This is a genomic window from Pseudomonas sp. Y24-6, from assembly GCF_020295325.1.
Classification (GTDB): Bacteria; Pseudomonadota; Gammaproteobacteria; order Pseudomonadales; family Pseudomonadaceae; genus Aquipseudomonas; species Aquipseudomonas gregormendelii.
The window spans coordinates 63,937-80,312 of record NZ_JACBXG010000016.1 but is presented as its reverse complement, the minus strand read 5'-3'; the positions used below and the strand labels follow the sequence as shown (position 1 = coordinate 80,312).

14 protein-coding genes and 1 pseudogene are annotated in these 16,376 nt (G+C 60.1%); 6 read left to right on the top strand and 9 right to left on the bottom strand.

Annotated features, from left to right (window positions below; translation table 11 throughout):
• Positions 1-685: 685 nt before the first annotated feature.
• Positions 686-1,219 carry an RNA polymerase sigma factor gene (locus tag HYI44_RS25145; RefSeq protein ID WP_225570785.1) on the bottom strand — a complete coding sequence of 178 codons (534 nt, stop codon included), beginning with the start codon at positions 1,217-1,219 and terminating at the stop codon, positions 686-688.
• Positions 1,220-1,363: 144 nt separating this feature from the next.
• Here HYI44_RS25145 and HYI44_RS25140 point away from each other — a divergent pair, with 144 nt between their 5' ends.
• Together HYI44_RS25140 and HYI44_RS25110 are read left to right on the top strand one after the other, a co-directional pair.
• Positions 1,364-3,619, top strand: coding sequence for a TonB-dependent siderophore receptor (locus HYI44_RS25140; protein WP_122839986.1), 2,256 nt, complete (start codon positions 1,364-1,366; stop codon positions 3,617-3,619).
• 865 nt (positions 3,620-4,484) lie between these two features.
• Entirely contained in the window at positions 4,485-5,657 is a 1,173-nt protein-coding gene (locus HYI44_RS25110) for a DUF1624 domain-containing protein (protein ID WP_225570784.1), read from the top strand.
• A 78-nt stretch (positions 5,658-5,735) separates the two neighbouring features.
• Here HYI44_RS25110 and map read toward each other — a convergent pair whose 3' ends face one another.
• The 4 genes from map to nirB all read right to left on the bottom strand — a co-directional run bounded on the left by map (position 5,736) and on the right by nirB (position 9,801).
• On the bottom strand, positions 5,736-6,527 hold the full coding sequence (map, locus tag HYI44_RS25105; protein ID WP_122839984.1) for a type I methionyl aminopeptidase: 792 nt from the start codon (positions 6,525-6,527) through the stop codon (positions 5,736-5,738).
• Positions 6,524-6,790, bottom strand: coding sequence for a ParD-like family protein (locus tag HYI44_RS25100; protein WP_225570783.1), 267 nt, complete (start codon positions 6,788-6,790; stop codon positions 6,524-6,526). The genes map and HYI44_RS25100 overlap by 4 nt, the downstream gene beginning before the upstream one ends.
• An 87-nt stretch (positions 6,791-6,877) precedes the next feature.
• Positions 6,878-7,240, bottom strand: a complete 363-nt coding sequence (nirD, locus tag HYI44_RS25095; RefSeq protein ID WP_122839982.1) for a nitrite reductase small subunit NirD — start codon at positions 7,238-7,240, stop codon at positions 6,878-6,880.
• Positions 7,240-9,801 carry a nitrite reductase large subunit NirB gene (gene nirB, locus HYI44_RS25090; RefSeq protein WP_225570782.1) on the bottom strand — a complete coding sequence of 854 codons (2,562 nt, stop codon included), beginning with the start codon at positions 9,799-9,801 and terminating at the stop codon, positions 7,240-7,242. The genes nirD and nirB overlap by 1 nt, the downstream gene beginning before the upstream one ends.
• A gap of 628 nt (positions 9,802-10,429) precedes the next feature.
• Between nirB and yghU the strand changes: the two genes are divergently transcribed.
• Positions 10,430-11,269, top strand: coding sequence for a glutathione-dependent disulfide-bond oxidoreductase (gene yghU, locus HYI44_RS25085; protein ID WP_225570781.1), 840 nt, complete (start codon positions 10,430-10,432; stop codon positions 11,267-11,269).
• 93 nt (positions 11,270-11,362) lie between these two features.
• Here the strand turns inward: yghU and HYI44_RS25080 are convergent, their stop codons facing one another.
• A complete protein-coding gene (locus HYI44_RS25080) occupies positions 11,363-11,821 on the bottom strand; it encodes a winged helix-turn-helix transcriptional regulator (RefSeq protein ID WP_225570780.1) in 459 nt (152 codons plus the stop codon).
• A gap of 100 nt (positions 11,822-11,921) precedes the next feature.
• Here HYI44_RS25080 and HYI44_RS25075 point away from each other — a divergent pair, with 100 nt between their 5' ends.
• Together HYI44_RS25075 and HYI44_RS25070 are read left to right on the top strand one after the other, a co-directional pair.
• Positions 11,922-13,217, top strand: a complete 1,296-nt coding sequence (locus tag HYI44_RS25075) for an MFS transporter (protein WP_412548509.1) — start codon at positions 11,922-11,924, stop codon at positions 13,215-13,217.
• 3 nt (positions 13,218-13,220) lie between these two features.
• Positions 13,221-14,093 (top strand): alpha/beta hydrolase fold domain-containing protein, encoded by an 873-nt coding sequence (locus HYI44_RS25070; RefSeq protein WP_225570779.1) that lies wholly within the window; start codon positions 13,221-13,223, stop codon positions 14,091-14,093.
• Here the strand turns inward: HYI44_RS25070 and HYI44_RS25065 are convergent.
• Positions 14,062-14,199 (bottom strand): annotated as a pseudogene (locus HYI44_RS25065) (winged helix-turn-helix domain-containing protein); the annotation flags it as partial. The gene HYI44_RS25070 and the pseudogene HYI44_RS25065 overlap by 32 nt on opposite strands.
• Before the next feature lie 210 nt (positions 14,200-14,409).
• Positions 14,410-14,631 carry a DUF1127 domain-containing protein gene (locus HYI44_RS25060; protein ID WP_122839303.1) on the bottom strand — a complete coding sequence of 74 codons (222 nt, stop codon included), beginning with the start codon at positions 14,629-14,631 and terminating at the stop codon, positions 14,410-14,412.
• Positions 14,632-14,727: 96 nt separating this feature from the next.
• Here HYI44_RS25060 and HYI44_RS25055 point away from each other — a divergent pair, with 96 nt between their 5' ends.
• Complete coding sequence (locus HYI44_RS25055; RefSeq protein WP_045060211.1) at positions 14,728-15,582, top strand: LysR substrate-binding domain-containing protein; 855 nt, start codon at positions 14,728-14,730, stop codon at positions 15,580-15,582.
• Here the strand turns inward: HYI44_RS25055 and HYI44_RS25050 are convergent.
• Positions 15,572-16,321 (bottom strand): sulfite exporter TauE/SafE family protein, encoded by a 750-nt coding sequence (locus tag HYI44_RS25050; protein WP_045060210.1) that lies wholly within the window; start codon positions 16,319-16,321, stop codon positions 15,572-15,574. The two genes, HYI44_RS25055 and HYI44_RS25050, sit on opposite strands and share 11 nt — an antisense overlap.
• Positions 16,322-16,376: the final 55 nt, after the last annotated feature.

Here is a 16,376-nt window from a genome sequence, read left to right as displayed (position 1 = left end):
CTTCATCGTGAAAGCGCGAGGACGATGGACCGATCTGCAGGGTCAATGGATCAATATAAGGGCCATGGAGAAACGGCGCCTTGAGGCCTTCGACCAATGCCCGGGGATAGGCGAAAGGGGTTTTGCCGCGCCTATTCCATGTCGAGGCAATGAGGTTGCCGCTTGGGTCAACGACAAACAGCTCGGAAAAATCTTCTGCCTGGGCGAGCTTGTCCGTTAACGAAGTGCTGTCGATATGGGCGAAATCCCGACCGATATTATCGGCCAGCTCGGCCAGATGGTCCCACTGCTCGCGCGTCCAGTTTTGCAGGAGTTGAACCCGTGTTTCAGTGATCGCCTCGAAAGTCTGTTCAAGCACCGGGGCGGCAGAGCGATTGAGCCAGCATGACCAGCCCATCTTGATTTTTCCGGTCTTGCCAAACCAGGGGAGCCAGCGCTTTTCGTTAGGGGACAACTGCATTGAATGACTTGATAGCGACATTTGCTTCACCAACTGCGACTTTCAGATGGCAAATTGATAGCAAAGTCCAAGCCAATTCGTGAGCAGGCTAACAATCTTGGCAGATTGCGTCACTCAGCCCTTGCTCATTAGACCCGCAACTTGCTTCAACCCAGTGCACCGGGCAGAACGCGCTCCATAAGAGCGCCTTCACTCGACGGCGCCACAATCAAGCTGCGGTCGAAGTCAGCTCAGCCTGGATCTGTTGCCGACATACCCGCGCTCCAGACGGGCGCGGCAGTGCTGCATACCCTTGGCGATCTGCTTTTCGACGGTGCTTTCATTGATGTTCAGTTGTGCGGCGATCTCGCGCTGGGTGAACCCTTCGCAGCGGGCCAGCAGGAACACGGCCCGATATTTCTCCGGGAGATCTCCTAGCGCCAGGGCCAGTAGCTCCAGTTCCTGACGAGTGCCGGCGGCCTTCTCGGGGGGCGCGAGGGGGCACTCGGCCTCCTCGGCCCATTCGCTGTCCCCAAAGTACCGGCAATGGGTCGAATCCTGTCGCTGCTTGTCCAGCAACAGGTTGGTCGCCGTGCGGTAGAGATAGGCCAGGGGCTTGTCCGGCTGCCTGGCGCAATGCCTGGCCGCACGCAGCCAGGTTTCCTGGACAACGTCCGATGCGATGGCCGCAGAGCCGGCCCTGCGCTGGATATAACCCTTGATGTCCTCGTAATGGATCTCAACCAACTGGGTCAGGGTGAGGCGTTCAGGTAGGGCCATAAATCAGCAAACGGTCCAGTTCAGGAGTTAAGACGCTATCACAACTGATAAATGTTCCCAAATAAGTAAAAACCTCATTTCACATATAATTACATTTGCGTATGATAAGGATTCTCAATAACAGCAAACCGAATGAGAATTCGCATGATCGCCCCCATTTCCTCGCGTTCAAAAAACTCCGCCACCCTGCGCTCGCCATCTCAGCTGCGCCCCCTGGCCCTGGCAGTGCACGTTCTTGCTGCCGGTATCGCCCTGACTGCACCCTCGGTGCAGGCGGCGGAACAGACTGAACAAAAAGAGAATGGAAACTCTTTGAACCTGGCTCCGATCGCGATCACCGAGACTGCCGCCCGCGAACGCAGTGCCGTGACCGAAGACACGAACTCCTACACGACAGATGCAGCTCGCACTGCAACGCCTTTGAGCATGTCGCTGCGCGAGACCCCGCAGTCGGTCAGCGTGGTTACCCAGCAGCGCATCCAGGATCAGGATTTGAAGACCATCGTCGACGTGGTCAACAACACCACGGGTGTGTCGGTGAACCGCTACGAGACCAGCCGCGCGCAGTTCAACGCCCGCGGGTTCGAGCTCAACTCGTTGATGATCGATGGCGTGCCCACCATCTACGAGCAGCCGTGGAGTTCGGGGGAGATTTTCAGCAGCCTGGCCATGTATGACCGTGTTGAAGTGGTGCGCGGTGCCAACGGTTTGATGACGGGTGCAGGCGACCCGTCGGCGTCGATCAACATGGTGCGCAAGCGCGCCAGCAGCACCGCCCTGAAAGGTTCGGTGGAACTAAGCGCCGGTACTTGGGACACTTATGGCGTCGAGGCCGATGTGGCCACTGCGCTGAACGAGGAAGGCACGGTTCGCGCGCGTCTGGTTGGCGAGACCAACGAGGGCGACACCTGGATCGACATGAACTCCGACAAGCGCCAGACCCTCTACGGCACCATGGACATCGACCTGACGCCAGACACGACCCTCTGGTTTGGTTTGAGCCACCAGGAAAACAAGACGGACTCGCCAATGTGGGGCGGCCTGCCGGTCTGGTACGCGGACGGCGGCCGGACCAACTGGAGCCGCTCCAAGACTACCTCGGCCAAATGGAGCAAGTGGGACACCACTTACGACACCTACTTCGTCAATCTCGATCACAAATTTGCCAACGACTGGCAGATGAACCTCAGCTACAACCGTGGCGAGCGCACCGGTGACTCTTCCCTGCTTTACCTCTCGGGCAATCCAGGCCGCAACGGCAGCGCGCCCATGTCTTCATTCCCGGCAACCTACAAGACCGAGACCACTCAGGACGACTACGCCATTCGCTTCAATGGGCCGTTCTCGCTGCTGGGCCGCGAGCATGAGCTGGCCTTCGGTTACGTGGACAGCAAGCAGAAATTCGACGCCGACTCACTGGATGCGCAAACCGGTTTTGAGGGCGTGGCCGACTTTGATGCCTACGACGGCAACTTTGCCGAGCCGGTCTGGGGGCCGCGCACCGATTATGGCTACAGCGAGACTCGCCAGAAGGGTCTTTACGCCGCCACCCGCCTGAACGTGACCGACGACTTGAAGGTGATTCTGGGTGCGCGCGAAAGCTGGTACGAAAAGACCAGTGACGACGTGTTCTCGGAAGTCAGCAAGGTGGATGTTGACCACGAATTGACCCCCTATGCCGGCGTGGTCTATGACCTCACCGACAACATCTCGGCCTATGCCAGCTACACCGAAATCTTCCTGCCGCAATCGGTGCGCGACAGCAGTGGCCAGACACTGGAGCCCATCGTCGGCGAGAGCACCGAAATGGGTCTGAAGGGCGAGTTCTTCGGCGGCCGCTTGAACACCTCCGCAGCGATCTTCCAGATCAAACAGGACAACCTGGGCCAAAGCACCGGCGTGCTGATCGATCCTTCGAACCCAGTCGGCGGTTTTGCATACGAAGCCAGCGAAGGCGCAACCAGCAAGGGCTTCGAGCTGGAAGTGTCCGGCGAACTCGCCACCGACTGGAATGCTTCGGTGGGCTACACCCAGTTCACCGCTGAAGATGCCAACGGCGACGACGTGAACACGCTGTACCCAACCAAATTGCTGCGTACCTTCACCACCTACCGCCTGCCCGGCGCGTTCAACAAGCTGACCATTGGCGGCGGCGTCAACTGGCAGGACTCGATCTACACCTACGCCACCAACCCGGCCGGCAACTCCGAGAAGATCCAGCAGGACGCCTATGCATTGGTCAACCTGATGGCGCGCTACGAGATCACCGACAACCTCTCGGCACAGGTCAACGCGAACAACGTCACCGACGAGAAGTACTTCGACATCTTCGATGCGTACGGTGCCCTGACCTACGGCGCCCCGCGCAGCATCACGGCTTCGGCGAAGTACCGCTTCTAACAACCTTGTAGGAGCGAGCTTGCTCGCGATGGAGGAAAACGATAACGCGGGGCATCAGGCGCCCCGCAGCGTCCTCAGGTTTTTCGCGAGCAAGCTCGCTCCTGCAAACCAATGGTGCCCTCACCCCACGGCGCCGAGCAGCAACACGGCTTCGGCGCAGTACCGTTTCTAACAACCTTGTAGGAGCGAGCTTGCTCGCGATGGAGGAAAACGATAACGCGGGGCATCAGGCGCCCCGCAGTGTCCTCAGGTTTTTCGCGAGCAAGCTCGCTCCTGCAAACCAATGGTGCCCTCACCCCACGGCGCCGAGCAGCAACACGGCTTCGGCGCAGTACCGTTTCTAACAACCTTGTAGGAGCGAGCTTGCTCGCGATGGAGGAAAACGATAACGCGGGGCATCAGGCGCCCCGCAGCGTCCTCAGGTTTTTCGCGAGCAAGCTCGCTCCTACAAACCAATGGTGCCCTCACCCTACGGCGCCGAGCAGCAACACGGCTTCGGCGCAGTACCGTTTCTAACAACCTTGTAGGAGCGAGCTTGCTCGCGATGGAGGAAAACGATAACGCGGGGCATCAGGCGCCCCGCAGTGTCCTCAGGTTTTTCGCGAGCAAGCTCGCTCCTGCAAACCAATGGTGCCCTCACCCCACGGCGCCGAGCAGCAACACGGCTTCGGCGCAGTACCGTTTCTAACAACCTTGTAGGAGCGAGCTTGCTCGCGATGGAGGAAAACGATAACGCGGGGCATCAAGCGCCCCGCAGCGTCCTCAGGTTTTTCGCGAGCAAGCTCGCTCCTGCAAACCAATGGCACAACTCAAGAATATCGTTATAGAATAACATTACTATCCTATCACTGCCTGCGATTTCCCCATGACAATCCCTGTCCAGCTACCCGCCGCCACACGCCTGAACCAGCGCCTGCTTTCCATCGATGCCCTCAGGGGATTAGTCATCCTGTTCATGCTGCTCGATCACGTGCGCGAGACGTTCTTCCTGCACCGCCAGGTAGCCGACCCCATGGGCATCGACACCACTGAACCGGCCCTGTTCTTCAGCCGCACCCTCGCCCACCTGTGTGCCCCGGTATTTGTCCTGTTAACCGGGTTGTCCGCCTACCTCTACGGCGAAAAACATCAGGGTAAAAGCGACGTCTCCACCTTCCTGTTCAAGCGCGGCCTGTTCCTGGTGGTGCTGGAATTCACCCTGGTGAATTTCGCCTGGACCTTCCAGCTCCCGCCAAGCGTGATCTACATGCAAGTGATCTGGGCCATCGGCATCAGCATGATTGCCCTTGCCATCCTGGTGTGGCTGCCAAGGCCCGCCCTGTTTGTCGTGGGGGCGCTCATCGTCGCCGGGCACAATCTGCTCGACGGCCTGCACTTCCCGGTCGGCTCAAGCCTGCACGTACCTTGGGCGATCCTGCATGATCGCGGCTGGATCGAAGTGTCCGAGCAGCTGAGGTTGCGCACGTCCTATCCGGTCCTACCTTGGATAGGCGTGATCGCTCTCGGTTACTGCATCGGCCCCTGGTTTGCTGGCTCGGCAAGCGTCAACTCACGCCAACGCAAGCTGCTGGTGGCAGGTTCAGGGGTGTTGCTGGGGTTCTTTGCATTGCGCCTTGTCAATGGATACGGCGAAGCGCAATGGCTCGCCTATGAAGGCACCACTCAAACGTTGATGAGCTTCTTCAACATCACCAAGTACCCGCCTTCCCTGCTGTTTCTTGCCCTGACACTCGGGGTGGGCCTGCTGTTGCTACTGGGCTTCGAGCGCGCCCAGCAACGCAAGTGGATCAGCACCCTGGCGGTTTTTGGTGCCGCGCCGATGTTCTTCTACTTGCTGCACCTTTATGTGCTCAAGGTGCTGTACCTGATCAGCGTCGCGGTGTTTGGCTTGAACCAGGGCAACTACTTCAGCTTCGACAGCATTTGGGCGGTGTGGGTGACGGCGCTAATACTGGCCGCATCGCTCTATCTGCCAGTGCGCTGGTTTGCGGCATTGAAGGCGCGGCGTCGGGATATTGGCTGGCTGAAGTATTTCTGAGCGGCGGCGATTCAGGTCGGCTTGCCGACCTGATTTACGCAGGGTTGAACGGGTCACCCTGATGACCCCACTGGGCCACTAAACAATCGCAGGATAAACGTCACTGCTATCCGGCCAAACCGACAACACTTCAAAGCCATCGTCAGTCACCGCCACCATGTGCTCCCACTGCGCCGAAAGGGACTCATCCTTGGTCACAACGGTCCAGCCATCCGCCAGGGTCTTCACGTGCCGCTTACCGGCATTAAGCATCGGCTCAATGGTGAAAATCATCCCGGCTTTCAACTTCAGGCCCTGCCCCGGATAGCCGTAATGCAGGATCTGCGGCTCATCGTGATAGACCTTGCCGATGCCGTGCCCGCAGTATTCGCGCACTACACTGAAGCCTTCGCGCTCGGCGACCGTTTGAATGGCATAACCAATGTCGCCCAGGGTCGCACCCGGCCGTACAGCCCGAATGCCGGCGCACATGGCGTCATAGGTGGTCTTGACCAGGCGTCGCGCCTCGGGGGCCGGCTCGCCGACAAAGTACATGCGGCTGGTGTCGCCGTACCAGCCGTCCTTGATCACGGCGATGTCGATATTGAGGATGTCGCCGTCTTTCAAAGGCTCATCTGTTGGAATGCCATGGCAGACCACTTGGTTGACGGAAGTGCACACGGTTTTCGGAAAGCCGTGATAGCCGATATTGCCGGCTATGGCTTTCTGCACGTTGACGATGTGGTCGTGGCAGAGTCGATCAAGTTCGTTGGTAGTGACACCCGCTTTCACATAGGGAGTAATCATGGCCAGCACTTCGGCTGCCAGTTGTGCAGCTGTGCGCGACTGGGCTATTTGCGCCGCCGTGTTGATAGGGACGATGGCCTTCATTTGCCTGCTCCGCTGGCTGCAGCAAGCGGCAGGCCTGCAGCGTCTTGCGCCAGGTCACACAGTTGATGCAGGTCCAGGCCTCCCGCCAGTTCGGCGCGCACCAGCAAGCGGCAGATGTCGCTGTGGTCCAGGTTCGGGTGCAGCTCGGCGAGCATGCCAATGCGCATCCAGTGCTCAGCCTGGGCGTTGATCGAGCGACTCAGCGCGTCGCTGGCGACGCGCAGATTTTCGTGCATGCCTTCGGAGATCTTCACAATGCCCATGACTTCAACCATACGAAATATATATGAATCGTATATTAACCGTTTTGCGAATGAAGTCAAAGGTCCGGGGCCCGGCCCCGGCGTCAGTCAGTCCACACCCAGTTCAACCATGCCACTGTTCAAGCGCACCGGCCAAACCCGCAACCGCTGCTGCGCCGACTCCAGGCAGTGGCCATCCTCCAGGCGAAAATGCTGCTTGTAGATGGGCGACGCCACCACCATGTCCCCCTTGATGTTGCCGATCAAACCGCGACCGATCACGTTCGCCCCGGATTGCGGGTCGTGATTGTCGATCGCATAAAGCGAACGGCCCTGGGCCTCAGGCAGATAGAACAACGCTACCTGCGCGCCCTCGAACCAGACGACGACCCCGGAGTTGCTTACCAGGTCTTGTTCACTGCAAACCGCTTTCCAGGCTGCAAGGTTTGGCTGAGTGTTGGACTGGCTCATCAGGCAATCTCCTCGATGACAGGAATGAGGTTGAGTTCGGTGGCCATGATCGGACGACGCTGACCGCGCTCCTGGACGAAATGAATATCCGGATCCGGACGCGTGTCGTTGACGAAGGTGCGGAAGCGCTTGAGTTTTTCCGGGTCCTTGAGGGCGTTGGCCCACTCACACTCGTAGCGATCGACCACCAGCTGCATCTGCGATTCGAGTTCGGCGCCCAGGCCCAGGCTGTCGTGGATGATCACATCCTTGAGGTAATCCAGCCCGCCCTCCAGGCTTTCGCGCCAGACCGAGGTGCGCTGCAATTTATCGGCGGTGCGGATGTAGAACATCAGGAAGCGGTCGATATAGCGGATCAGGGTTTCATCGTCCAGGTCCGTCGCAAAGAGTTCAGCGTGGCGCGGCCGCATACCGCCGTTACCGGCGATGAACAGGTTCCAGCCTTTCTCGGTAGCGATCACGCCCACGTCCTTGCTTTGCGCCTCGGCGCACTCCCGGGTGCATCCGGACACGGCGAACTTGAGCTTGTGTGGCGAACGCAGGCCCTTGTAGCGGTCCTCGATCGCCAGGGCCATTTTCACGCTGTCCTGCACGCCATAACGGCACCAGGTGCTGCCCACGCACGACTTCACGGTGCGCGTCGATTTGCCGTAGGCATGCCCGGTTTCGAAACCCGCCTCGATCAACTCGGCCCAGATGTCCGGCAACTCGTGCAACTGCGCGCCGAACAGGTCGATGCGCTGACCGCCAGTGATCTTGGTGTAGAGATCGTATTTCTTCGCCACCACGCCGATCGCGATCAGTTTGTCGGCGGTGATTTCGCCGCCCGGAATGCGCGGCACCACCGAGTAGGTACCGTTCTTCTGCATGTTGGCCATGAACGTGTCATTGGTGTCCTGCAACGGCACCAGGGAGGCGTCCATGATCGGCTGGTTCCAGCACGACGCGAGAATCGACCCCACGGCCGGTTTGCAGATACCGCACCCCGTGTGCCCACGGCCATGTTTGGCCAGCAGCTCTTCAAACGTAATCACACCTTCCACCCGCACCAGGGCATACAGTTCCTGGCGGGTGTAGGCGAAGTGTTCGCACAGGCTGGTGTCGACGCTGACGCCACGGGCGATCAACTCGTGCTCGAATACCTGCTTGAGCAAACCTGCACAGCCACCGCAACCGGTGCCCGCCTTGGTCTGCGATTTCAGCAGCCCGAGGTCGGTGCAGCCGCCTTCGATCGCCGAGCAGATGGAGCCCTTGGTGACGTTGTGGCACGAGCAAACAGTGGCGGCCGCAGGCAACGCGCCCGGGCCGAGCACCGGAGCGCCTGCAGACGACGGCAAGATCAGGCTGGCAGGTTCCTTGGGCAGCACAATGCTGTTCTGCATGTATTGCAGCAGGGTGTCGTAGTAGCTGTTGTCGCCCACCAGCACGGCGCCCAACACGTGCTTGCCGGTCGCGTCCACCACCAGGCGACGATAGCTGGCCGTCGCCTCGTCGATGAACTGATAGCTGCGCGAACCCGGCGTGTGGGCATGGGCGTCGCCGATAGAACCAACGTCCACGCCGAGCAGTTTCAGCTTGGTCGACATGTCAGCCCCCATGAACGGCTCGGCGGCCTGCTCGCACAACAGCGCGGCGACGCCCCGGGCCATTTGGTAGCCCGGCGCAACCAGGCCGAACAGGCTGCCGTTCCAGGACGCGCACTCGCCGATCGCGTAGATGTTCGGGTCGATGCTCAGGCACTCGTCGTTAATCACCACGCCCCCACGCGGGCCAATCTCCAGACCGGACTGGCGGGCCAATGCGTCCTGGGCGCGGATACCGGCGGAGAACACGATCAGGTCGGTCTCGAGGAATTCGTCATTGGCAAAATTCATCCGATAACGGTAGTCCGCGCCCGCGCTGATCGATTGAGTGGCACGGGACAAGTGCACGCCCACCCCTAGCCGTTCGATTTGCGTCTTGAGCGCCAGGCCACCCAGGTCGTCCAGTTGCACCGGCATCAGGCGCGGGGCGAATTCCACCACGTGAGCTTCAAGGCCCAGGCTTTTCAGCGCGTTGGCGGCTTCAAGCCCCAGCAGCCCTCCGCCCACCACCACGCCCCTTCGTGCGTTAACGGCAGCAGCCCGGATGGCGTCGAGGTCTTCAAGGGTGCGATAGACCAGGCGCGAGTCGCCTTCAGCGCCCTCGATCGGCGGCACGAAGGGGTAAGACCCGGTGGCCAACACCAACTTGTCGTAGGCGATGCCACCTTGCGCGGTGACCACCTCACGACGGGCGCGGTCGATTTCCAGCACCGGCACCCCGAGGTGCAGCGTGACACCTGGCGTCTGGTACAGCGACGCATCGGACAACGCCAGGGATTCGGCATCGCGGCCGGTGAAGTATTCGGAGAGGTGCACACGATCGTAGGCACGCATCGGCTCCTCACTGAACACATGCAGCCGATAGTGCTCCAGGGCACCGCGTTCGATCAGTTGCTCGACACAATGATGTCCGACCATGCCATTACCGACCACGATCAGTGTTTTCAACTTGTTCAACGCGGCAACATTGGCATTCATATCAAGCACCCGACAAAGCTCATCACGGTTTAAAAAAGCAAAAAAAAACGCCTGAAACCTTACGGTTCCAGGCGTCTTTGCCTGTTCTTATGCGGGATCAACCGGGCGACTTCGCCTGATCCTCCGCTGTTGCCCATGACCTGTCTGGCCGATCGATCGTCGTTGATCGAGGGGGCAGCCTACCCGGATGGTTCCCGGGAGAGCTAATGGGGGACTTGCAGCCTTTGTGCCAGACATTCCTTGAGCAGCGTAATCTGCTCTGGAGAAAGAACCGTCGCACCACCGGGTAGTCGTGCGAAGACCTCTGCGTCGGGCCTCCGGGGCGTGGCCGATGCGGTATCTGCTGAATGCCGAGGACAGCTGTCCTACTACCAGCAAACAAAAAGGAGCACTCGTTTTTCGCTTCCAACTGGTGCGCGCCACCCTTCACCCCGCTTTATAAAAGTGCATCCAACGGTGAATTTCAGCGCCTCTTTGCCCTCAACATGCACAGTGTTCGCTCCCGGCAGATACCTGTAATCTCACGGCTGATCGACGTTAAGCGGTCGATGCCTTTGGTCAAATGACCGCTTCGCAGCCACGACCGGCGCACTCCTCTCAGTTATCGACAAATCATGAGGTTTATCCGATGAGTAAAGCTCCCTACGTCCCGCCGCAGGTCTGGGTGAACAACGCCCCGTCCGGCGGACAGTTCGCCAGCATCAACCGCCCCATCGCCGGCCCGACTCACGAAAAAACCTTGCCGGTGGGCGAGCACCCATTGCAGCTCTATTCGCTGGCGACGCCCAATGGCGTGAAAGTCACGATCCTGCTCGAGGAGTTGCTGGCGTTGGGACACAGCGACGCTGAGTACGATGCCTGGTTGATCCGTATCGGTGAGGGTGACCAGTTTTCCAGTGGCTTTGTCCAGATCAATCCAAACTCGAAGATTCCCGCGCTGCTGGATCGCAGTGTGCAACCACCGGTTCGTGTATTCGAGTCCGGCGCGATCCTGCTGTACCTGGCCGAGAAGTTCGGCGAGTTTCTGCCGTCCGATTTAGCCGGACGTACCGAAACACTGAACTGGCTGTTCTGGCAGATGGGCGCAGCGCCCTACCTGGGCGGCGGTTTCGGACACTTTTACGCGTATGCGCCGGAGAAGTTCGAATACCCGATCAATCGCTTTACCATGGAAGCCAAGCGTCAGCTGGATGTGCTGGATCGCCGCCTCGCTGAAAGCCCGTACCTCGCTGGCGACCGCTACTCCATCGCGGATATCGCGGTGTGGCCCTGGTATGGCCAACTGGTGCGAAACAACGTGTATTCGGCCGCCGAATTCCTGTCGGCCGACCAGTACACCCATCTGCAGCGCTGGGCAGAGGAAATCGCCAACCGGCCTGCGGTCATCCGTGGCCAGCGGGTCAACCGGACCTGGGGCGATGAGGCGAGCCAGGTCGCCGAACGGCATCAGGCTGAAGATCTGGGTTGAGCGGCTGATTGCCTGAGGAAATCCCGCCGATGTCGGCGGGATATCACATCGCCGGCGCTGGTTGATCTAAAGCTATCGCCAGCAAGCCGCCGACTAAGAGTCCGCTACAACGACTCTTACCCGGTGGCAATCCGAAGGCCCAAGCCTCTGTCCACTTGCCGAACGAACCTCAATCGGCATCAGGGGCTCCCCGGATGCCTTGTCCAGCAACACGGACCGCGTCTCCCCCGCCTCGAACAAAAACCGCTCGCCCCACTGCCTCATGCTGACCACCAGCGGAAAAATCTCCCGGCCTTTGTCAGTCAACACGTACTCCTTGTACGCGCTGCCATCCGATGCCGGGCACACCTCGAATACCCCGACCTGAACCAGCGTCTTCAAGCGCGACGCGAGGATATTCTTCGCCACGCCCAGGCTCTTCTGAAACTCGCTGAACCGGCGAATATCGTCGAAGGCATCGCGGATGATCATCAGCGACCAGCGATCGCCGATGGCTTCCAGCGTCCTTGCGACCGGGCACTCGTTGCCTGTTGGTGAATTGTCATCGAGCATCGTCCTGCCTCTGTGCAATGTGGTTGCAATTTAAAACCCGATAACGCCACAATTAAAACCAGTTTTTAATTGCAACCAGCTTAACGCCACGGAGGCGCACATGCCAGTCGATGCCGAATCAGCCACCCTATCCACGGCCAAGGGAATGCCATGCCAGTCTCCAGGTCTTTCTCCAGCGCTTGCCTTACTGTTCTCCGTCACCTGCGCCCTTGCAGTGGCCAACGTCTACTTCGCGCAACCGCTGCTGGACTCGATGGCACAGAGCCTGGGTGTTGCGTCATCGATGATCGGCATCGTGGTCACTGCGACTCAGGTGGGGTATGCCGTGGGGCTGCTGTTAATCGTGCCGCTGGGGGATCTGGTCAACCGCAAGCGGCTGATCCTGACCCAGGTGCTGTTGTCGGCACTCGCGCTGGCGGCAGTCGGCGCCGCACAGCAATGGCTGGCGCTGTTGAGTGCGATGGTCGCGGTTGGTCTGCTGGCTGTGGTGGTGCAAATACTCGTGGCCTACGCCGCCGTGCTCGCCACACCGTCACAACGCGGGCGGGCCGTGGGCACGGTCACCAGCGGCATTGTGCTGGGCATCCTGCTGGCGCGCTTCACCTCGGGCCTGATTGCCGACATCGCGGGATGGCGCGCGGTCTACTTCATGTCTTCGGGATTGATGCTGAGCATCGCGCTGGTGCTGTGGAAAGTGGTGCCGGTCACCGCGTCGGCGGCGCATCGTGAGTCCTACCTGGGGCTAATCGGTTCGCTGTTCAAATTGTTTGTCACCGAGCCCACCCTTCGTGCCAGGGGCTTGCTCGCCTTGTTGATTTTCGCGGCTTTTTCGGCGCTGTGGACCTCCATGGTGTTGCCCCTGAGCGCCCCGCCACTCGCGCTTTCGCACACGGCCATCGGCCTGTTTGGCCTGGCGGGGGTTGCCGGCGCACTGGCGGCCAGGAGGGCTGGCCGTTGGGCGGATCGAGGCTTGGGCCAACGGGTGACCGGCATTTCCCTGGGGCTACTGACACTGTCCTGGCTGCCTATCGGTTTTGCCGAGACGTCCCTGATGGCGCTGGTTTTTGGTGTGATCCTGCTTGATTTCGCCGTGCAGGCCGTACACGTCACCAACCAGAGCCTCATTTTCGCCGCACGACCCGACGCCCAAAGCCGCATGGTCGGCGCTTACATGTGCTTTTACTCGGTGGGCAGCGCGCTGGGCGCCGCGGCGGCTACCCAGGTTTATGCGCTGTGGGGCTGGCCGGCGGTTAGCCTGCTGGGCGCCTTGATCAGCGCGACGGCGTTGGCGGTGTGGTTGCTCACTGCTGTCTCACGGCCTCACTCAGGGCAGTCGCAAAAGACCCGGCACCTGCGGCACGGTTCAGGGTCTACTCCATCACATCGTGTGGAGTGAAACATGCCTTTTGCCAAAATTGCCCCCGCTGAAGTGGCGCAGATGCGCCAGTTCAACAAAAAGCTCGCCTGGATGCCACGCTTCAAAATACGCAATCGCGTCACACCGCGAGTGATTCAAGCACTGTTGCGCATGAGCCAACTCGGGGGCGACAAGCAATTGGCCAGGCATGGGCTTACGGCCGAAACACGCGTGATCAAGGTGGATGGCGTCGCTGTGCCTCTGCGGATCATTCGACCCCTGGGGGAGATTAAGGGCCTCGTGCTGGACTTCCATGGCGGCGGATGGGTCATCGGCAATGCGCAGATGGATGATGCCTTTAACCTGGCGATGGTCAAGGCGTGCAATGTCGCCACCGTCTCGGTCGATTACCGCCTGGCAGTGTCGACACCCATTGCACAGCTGATGAATGATTGCCTGGGCGCCGCTCGCTGGTTGCTTGGCAACGAGTGTGAGGAATTTGCCGGGCTGCCCGTGATCGTGGTCGGCGAATCAGCAGGCGCGCATCTCGCTGCGGCCACCCTGTTGGCGCTCAAGGCCTGGCCGACAATGCTCCGGCGAGTGAGCGGCGCGGTGCTTTATTACGGAGTCTACGACCTGACGGGAACGCCAAGCGTGCGCACGGCAGGCCCGGAAACCTTGTTACTGGACGGTCCGGGCATGGTCGAAGCGCTGCGCAGGCTCACCCCGGGCTTGAGCGATGCACAACGCCGCCAGCCGCCCCTGTCTCCACTCTATGGCGACTTTAGCGGTCTTCCACCAGCGCTGATGTTCGTGGGCGAACTGGACCCTCTTCGGGACGACACCCGGGCTATCGCTGAGCGATGGGACGAAGTTGCGCAGGTAGGATACCCAGGCGTTCGATCAAACGATTGACCTGGATCGATTTGACCAGCGCTGGCGGCTGGCGCCCACCGAACCCCTGGGAGCTCAACGCCAGGCGCCTGGCCTGCAGCAAGGAAAAATACGAGGAGGTAGACATTCAAAGGCTCATGCAGAGGTCTGTGTCCACCTTAGCGGCCCACGCATGAAACGCCAATGGCGTGACCTCATCGCCTGTTCAGCAGGTGCCCGCCCGGCTCCAGCGAACTAATACGACCGCCTGTTGCCGCCCATGAAAAACCCCATGACCCGGGCTTGCGCCACGCGTGATGGGGTTGTGACCAGGCATGTGCCATCGGTGTTTCCAACCTTATTTGCCGCCGCCCAGTGGGTCTTGCCAGAAGTGACGCTCCGCTTCCTGCGCCACATCCGCGCGAGTCAGGCCGATGTCCTTCAAGGCCTCATCGCTCATGCCCGCCAACATTTCCCGTTCGCGGTGCAGTTCATACCAGCGGGTCAGCTTGTGCAGCAGATCCGAGACGACGTGAATGGAGTGTTTTTCTACTGCGCTGACATCGTGTTGACCTTTCATCTTGTTGCCCTCCGTTTGGGATGGCTCAAGTGTCGCGCCGGGGCTAAGATCAATCCAACGAATGTTTCTTATGCAATACATCTCGGAGATTGATGTATGTCTGCCTACCCCAGTATCGACACTGAAGTGCTGCGCACCTTCGTCGCCATCGCTGACCAGGGTGGCTTCACTCGCGCAGGCGAACTGGTCAACCGCACCCAGTCTGCGGTCAGCATGCAGATGAAGCGGCTTGAAGAGGACGTGCTGCAGCGCCAGTTGTTTCAACGTGACGGGCGCCAGGTGCGGCTGACAGCCGAGGGCCAGGTACTGCTTGGTTATGCCAGGCGCATCCTCAAGCTGCACAGCGAAGTATTCAATACCCTGCGCGAGCCGCATATGGTCGGCATGGTCCGGATCGGTACGCCGGACGACTACGTGATGCGTTTTCTACCCGGGATTCTGCGGCGTTTTGCGCAATCCTATCCGCTGATCCAGATTGAGGTGCATTGCGAGTCATCAAAACAATTGCTGCTGCGCCAGGACCTTGACCTGTCCATCGTCACCCGCGAACCCGGCAACGAGATCGGCCAACTGCTGCGCAAAGAACGATTTGTCTGGGCCGAAGCGCAATGTTTCAGCGCCCACGAGCAGACGCCTTTGCCGCTGGCGATGTTCAACAGCGATTGTTTCTGCCGCCTGTGGGCGTGCAATGCACTGGATGCCATGGGGCGTGATTATCGGGTGGCGTATAACAGTTCCAGCCTGTCGGCGATCATGGCGGTGGTCAGCGCCGGCCTTGCAGTGACTGCGCAACTGGAAAGCCTGATCACCCCCGACATGCGCATCCTGGGTGAGGCCGAGGGTCTGCCGGTGTTGCCCGAGGCCAGCATCATGCTGGTGCGTAACTTACACAACCCCTCGCCTATCACTGAGTGCCTGGCGGAACACATCGTCGATGGTTTCAAACTTTAAAGGCGAGCATCACCGCGCACATCACCAGAAAGCCGCAAAACAGCCCGCGCAGGAGGCGCTCCGGCATCGCGTGGGCGATTTTAACGCCCCAGCTGATGCTCAGCAGGCCGCCGATGGCCAATGGCACGCCGATCATCCAGTCGACTTGATGGTGCACGGCGTAGGTCACCAGTGTCACACCGGTGCTGGGCAGCGCCAGGGCCAGGGACAACCCTTGGGCAACGACCTGGGTGGTGCCGAACAGGCTGGTCAACACCGGTGTTGCCACCACTGCCCCGCCGACGCCGAACAGCCCCCCCATGGTCCCGGACGCGGCGCCGAGCACGCCCAGCCATGGCCATGAATAGCGCATTTGCGCCGTTGCCGGCGGGTTGGTGGTGAACATCCGCACAAGGTTGTAGGCAGACAAGGCCACCAGGAATGCAACGAATCCGGCGCGCATGGATTGCGCATCAATGCCCACCGCCCAGATCGAGCCGATCCAGGCAAAACTGAAGCCCATCACGGCCAGCGGCAACGCGTGGCGCAATTCAATGCGATTGCGCTGGTGATAACGCCACAAGGCGAGCATTACGTTCGGCACCACCATGACCAGCGCCGTGCCTTGGGCAATTTGCTGGTCGAGCCCGAAAAATACACCCAGCAACGGAATAGCGATCAATCCGCCGCCAATGCCAAATAATCCGCCCAAGGTGCCCAGGGCGGCGCCGAAAACCAGATACACCAAAAACTCAATCACAGTGACATTCCTATCCAAATCATGGGCCCATGCTACGCATTCGGGATTGGCAGTG

What these genes read in the sequence shown, in the direction of transcription:
- map (WP_122839984.1), bottom strand. Translation starts at nt 6,527, where the DNA reads ATGAAGGCCATCGTCCCTATCAACACGGCGGCGCAAATAGCCCAGTCG.
- HYI44_RS25080 (WP_225570780.1), bottom strand. Translation starts at nt 11,821, where the DNA reads ATGCTCGATGACAATTCACCAACAGGCAACGAGTGCCCGGTCGCAAGG.
- HYI44_RS25055 (WP_045060211.1), top strand. Translation starts at nt 14,728, where the DNA reads ATGTCTGCCTACCCCAGTATCGACACTGAAGTGCTGCGCACCTTCGTC.
- HYI44_RS25100 (WP_225570783.1), bottom strand. Translation starts at nt 6,790, where the DNA reads ATGGGCATTGTGAAGATCTCCGAAGGCATGCACGAAAATCTGCGCGTC.
- HYI44_RS25075 (WP_412548509.1), top strand. Translation starts at nt 11,922, where the DNA reads ATGCCAGTCGATGCCGAATCAGCCACCCTATCCACGGCCAAGGGAATG.
- HYI44_RS25060 (WP_122839303.1), bottom strand. Translation starts at nt 14,631, where the DNA reads ATGAAAGGTCAACACGATGTCAGCGCAGTAGAAAAACACTCCATTCAC.
- HYI44_RS25070 (WP_225570779.1), top strand. Translation starts at nt 13,221, where the DNA reads ATGCCTTTTGCCAAAATTGCCCCCGCTGAAGTGGCGCAGATGCGCCAG.
- HYI44_RS25110 (WP_225570784.1), top strand. Translation starts at nt 4,485, where the DNA reads ATGACAATCCCTGTCCAGCTACCCGCCGCCACACGCCTGAACCAGCGC.
- HYI44_RS25140 (WP_122839986.1), top strand. Translation starts at nt 1,364, where the DNA reads ATGATCGCCCCCATTTCCTCGCGTTCAAAAAACTCCGCCACCCTGCGC.
- HYI44_RS25145 (WP_225570785.1), bottom strand. Translation starts at nt 1,219, where the DNA reads ATGGCCCTACCTGAACGCCTCACCCTGACCCAGTTGGTTGAGATCCAT.
- yghU (WP_225570781.1), top strand. Translation starts at nt 10,430, where the DNA reads ATGAGTAAAGCTCCCTACGTCCCGCCGCAGGTCTGGGTGAACAACGCC.
- nirB (WP_225570782.1), bottom strand. Translation starts at nt 9,801, where the DNA reads ATGAATGCCAATGTTGCCGCGTTGAACAAGTTGAAAACACTGATCGTG.
- nirD (WP_122839982.1), bottom strand. Translation starts at nt 7,240, where the DNA reads ATGAGCCAGTCCAACACTCAGCCAAACCTTGCAGCCTGGAAAGCGGTT.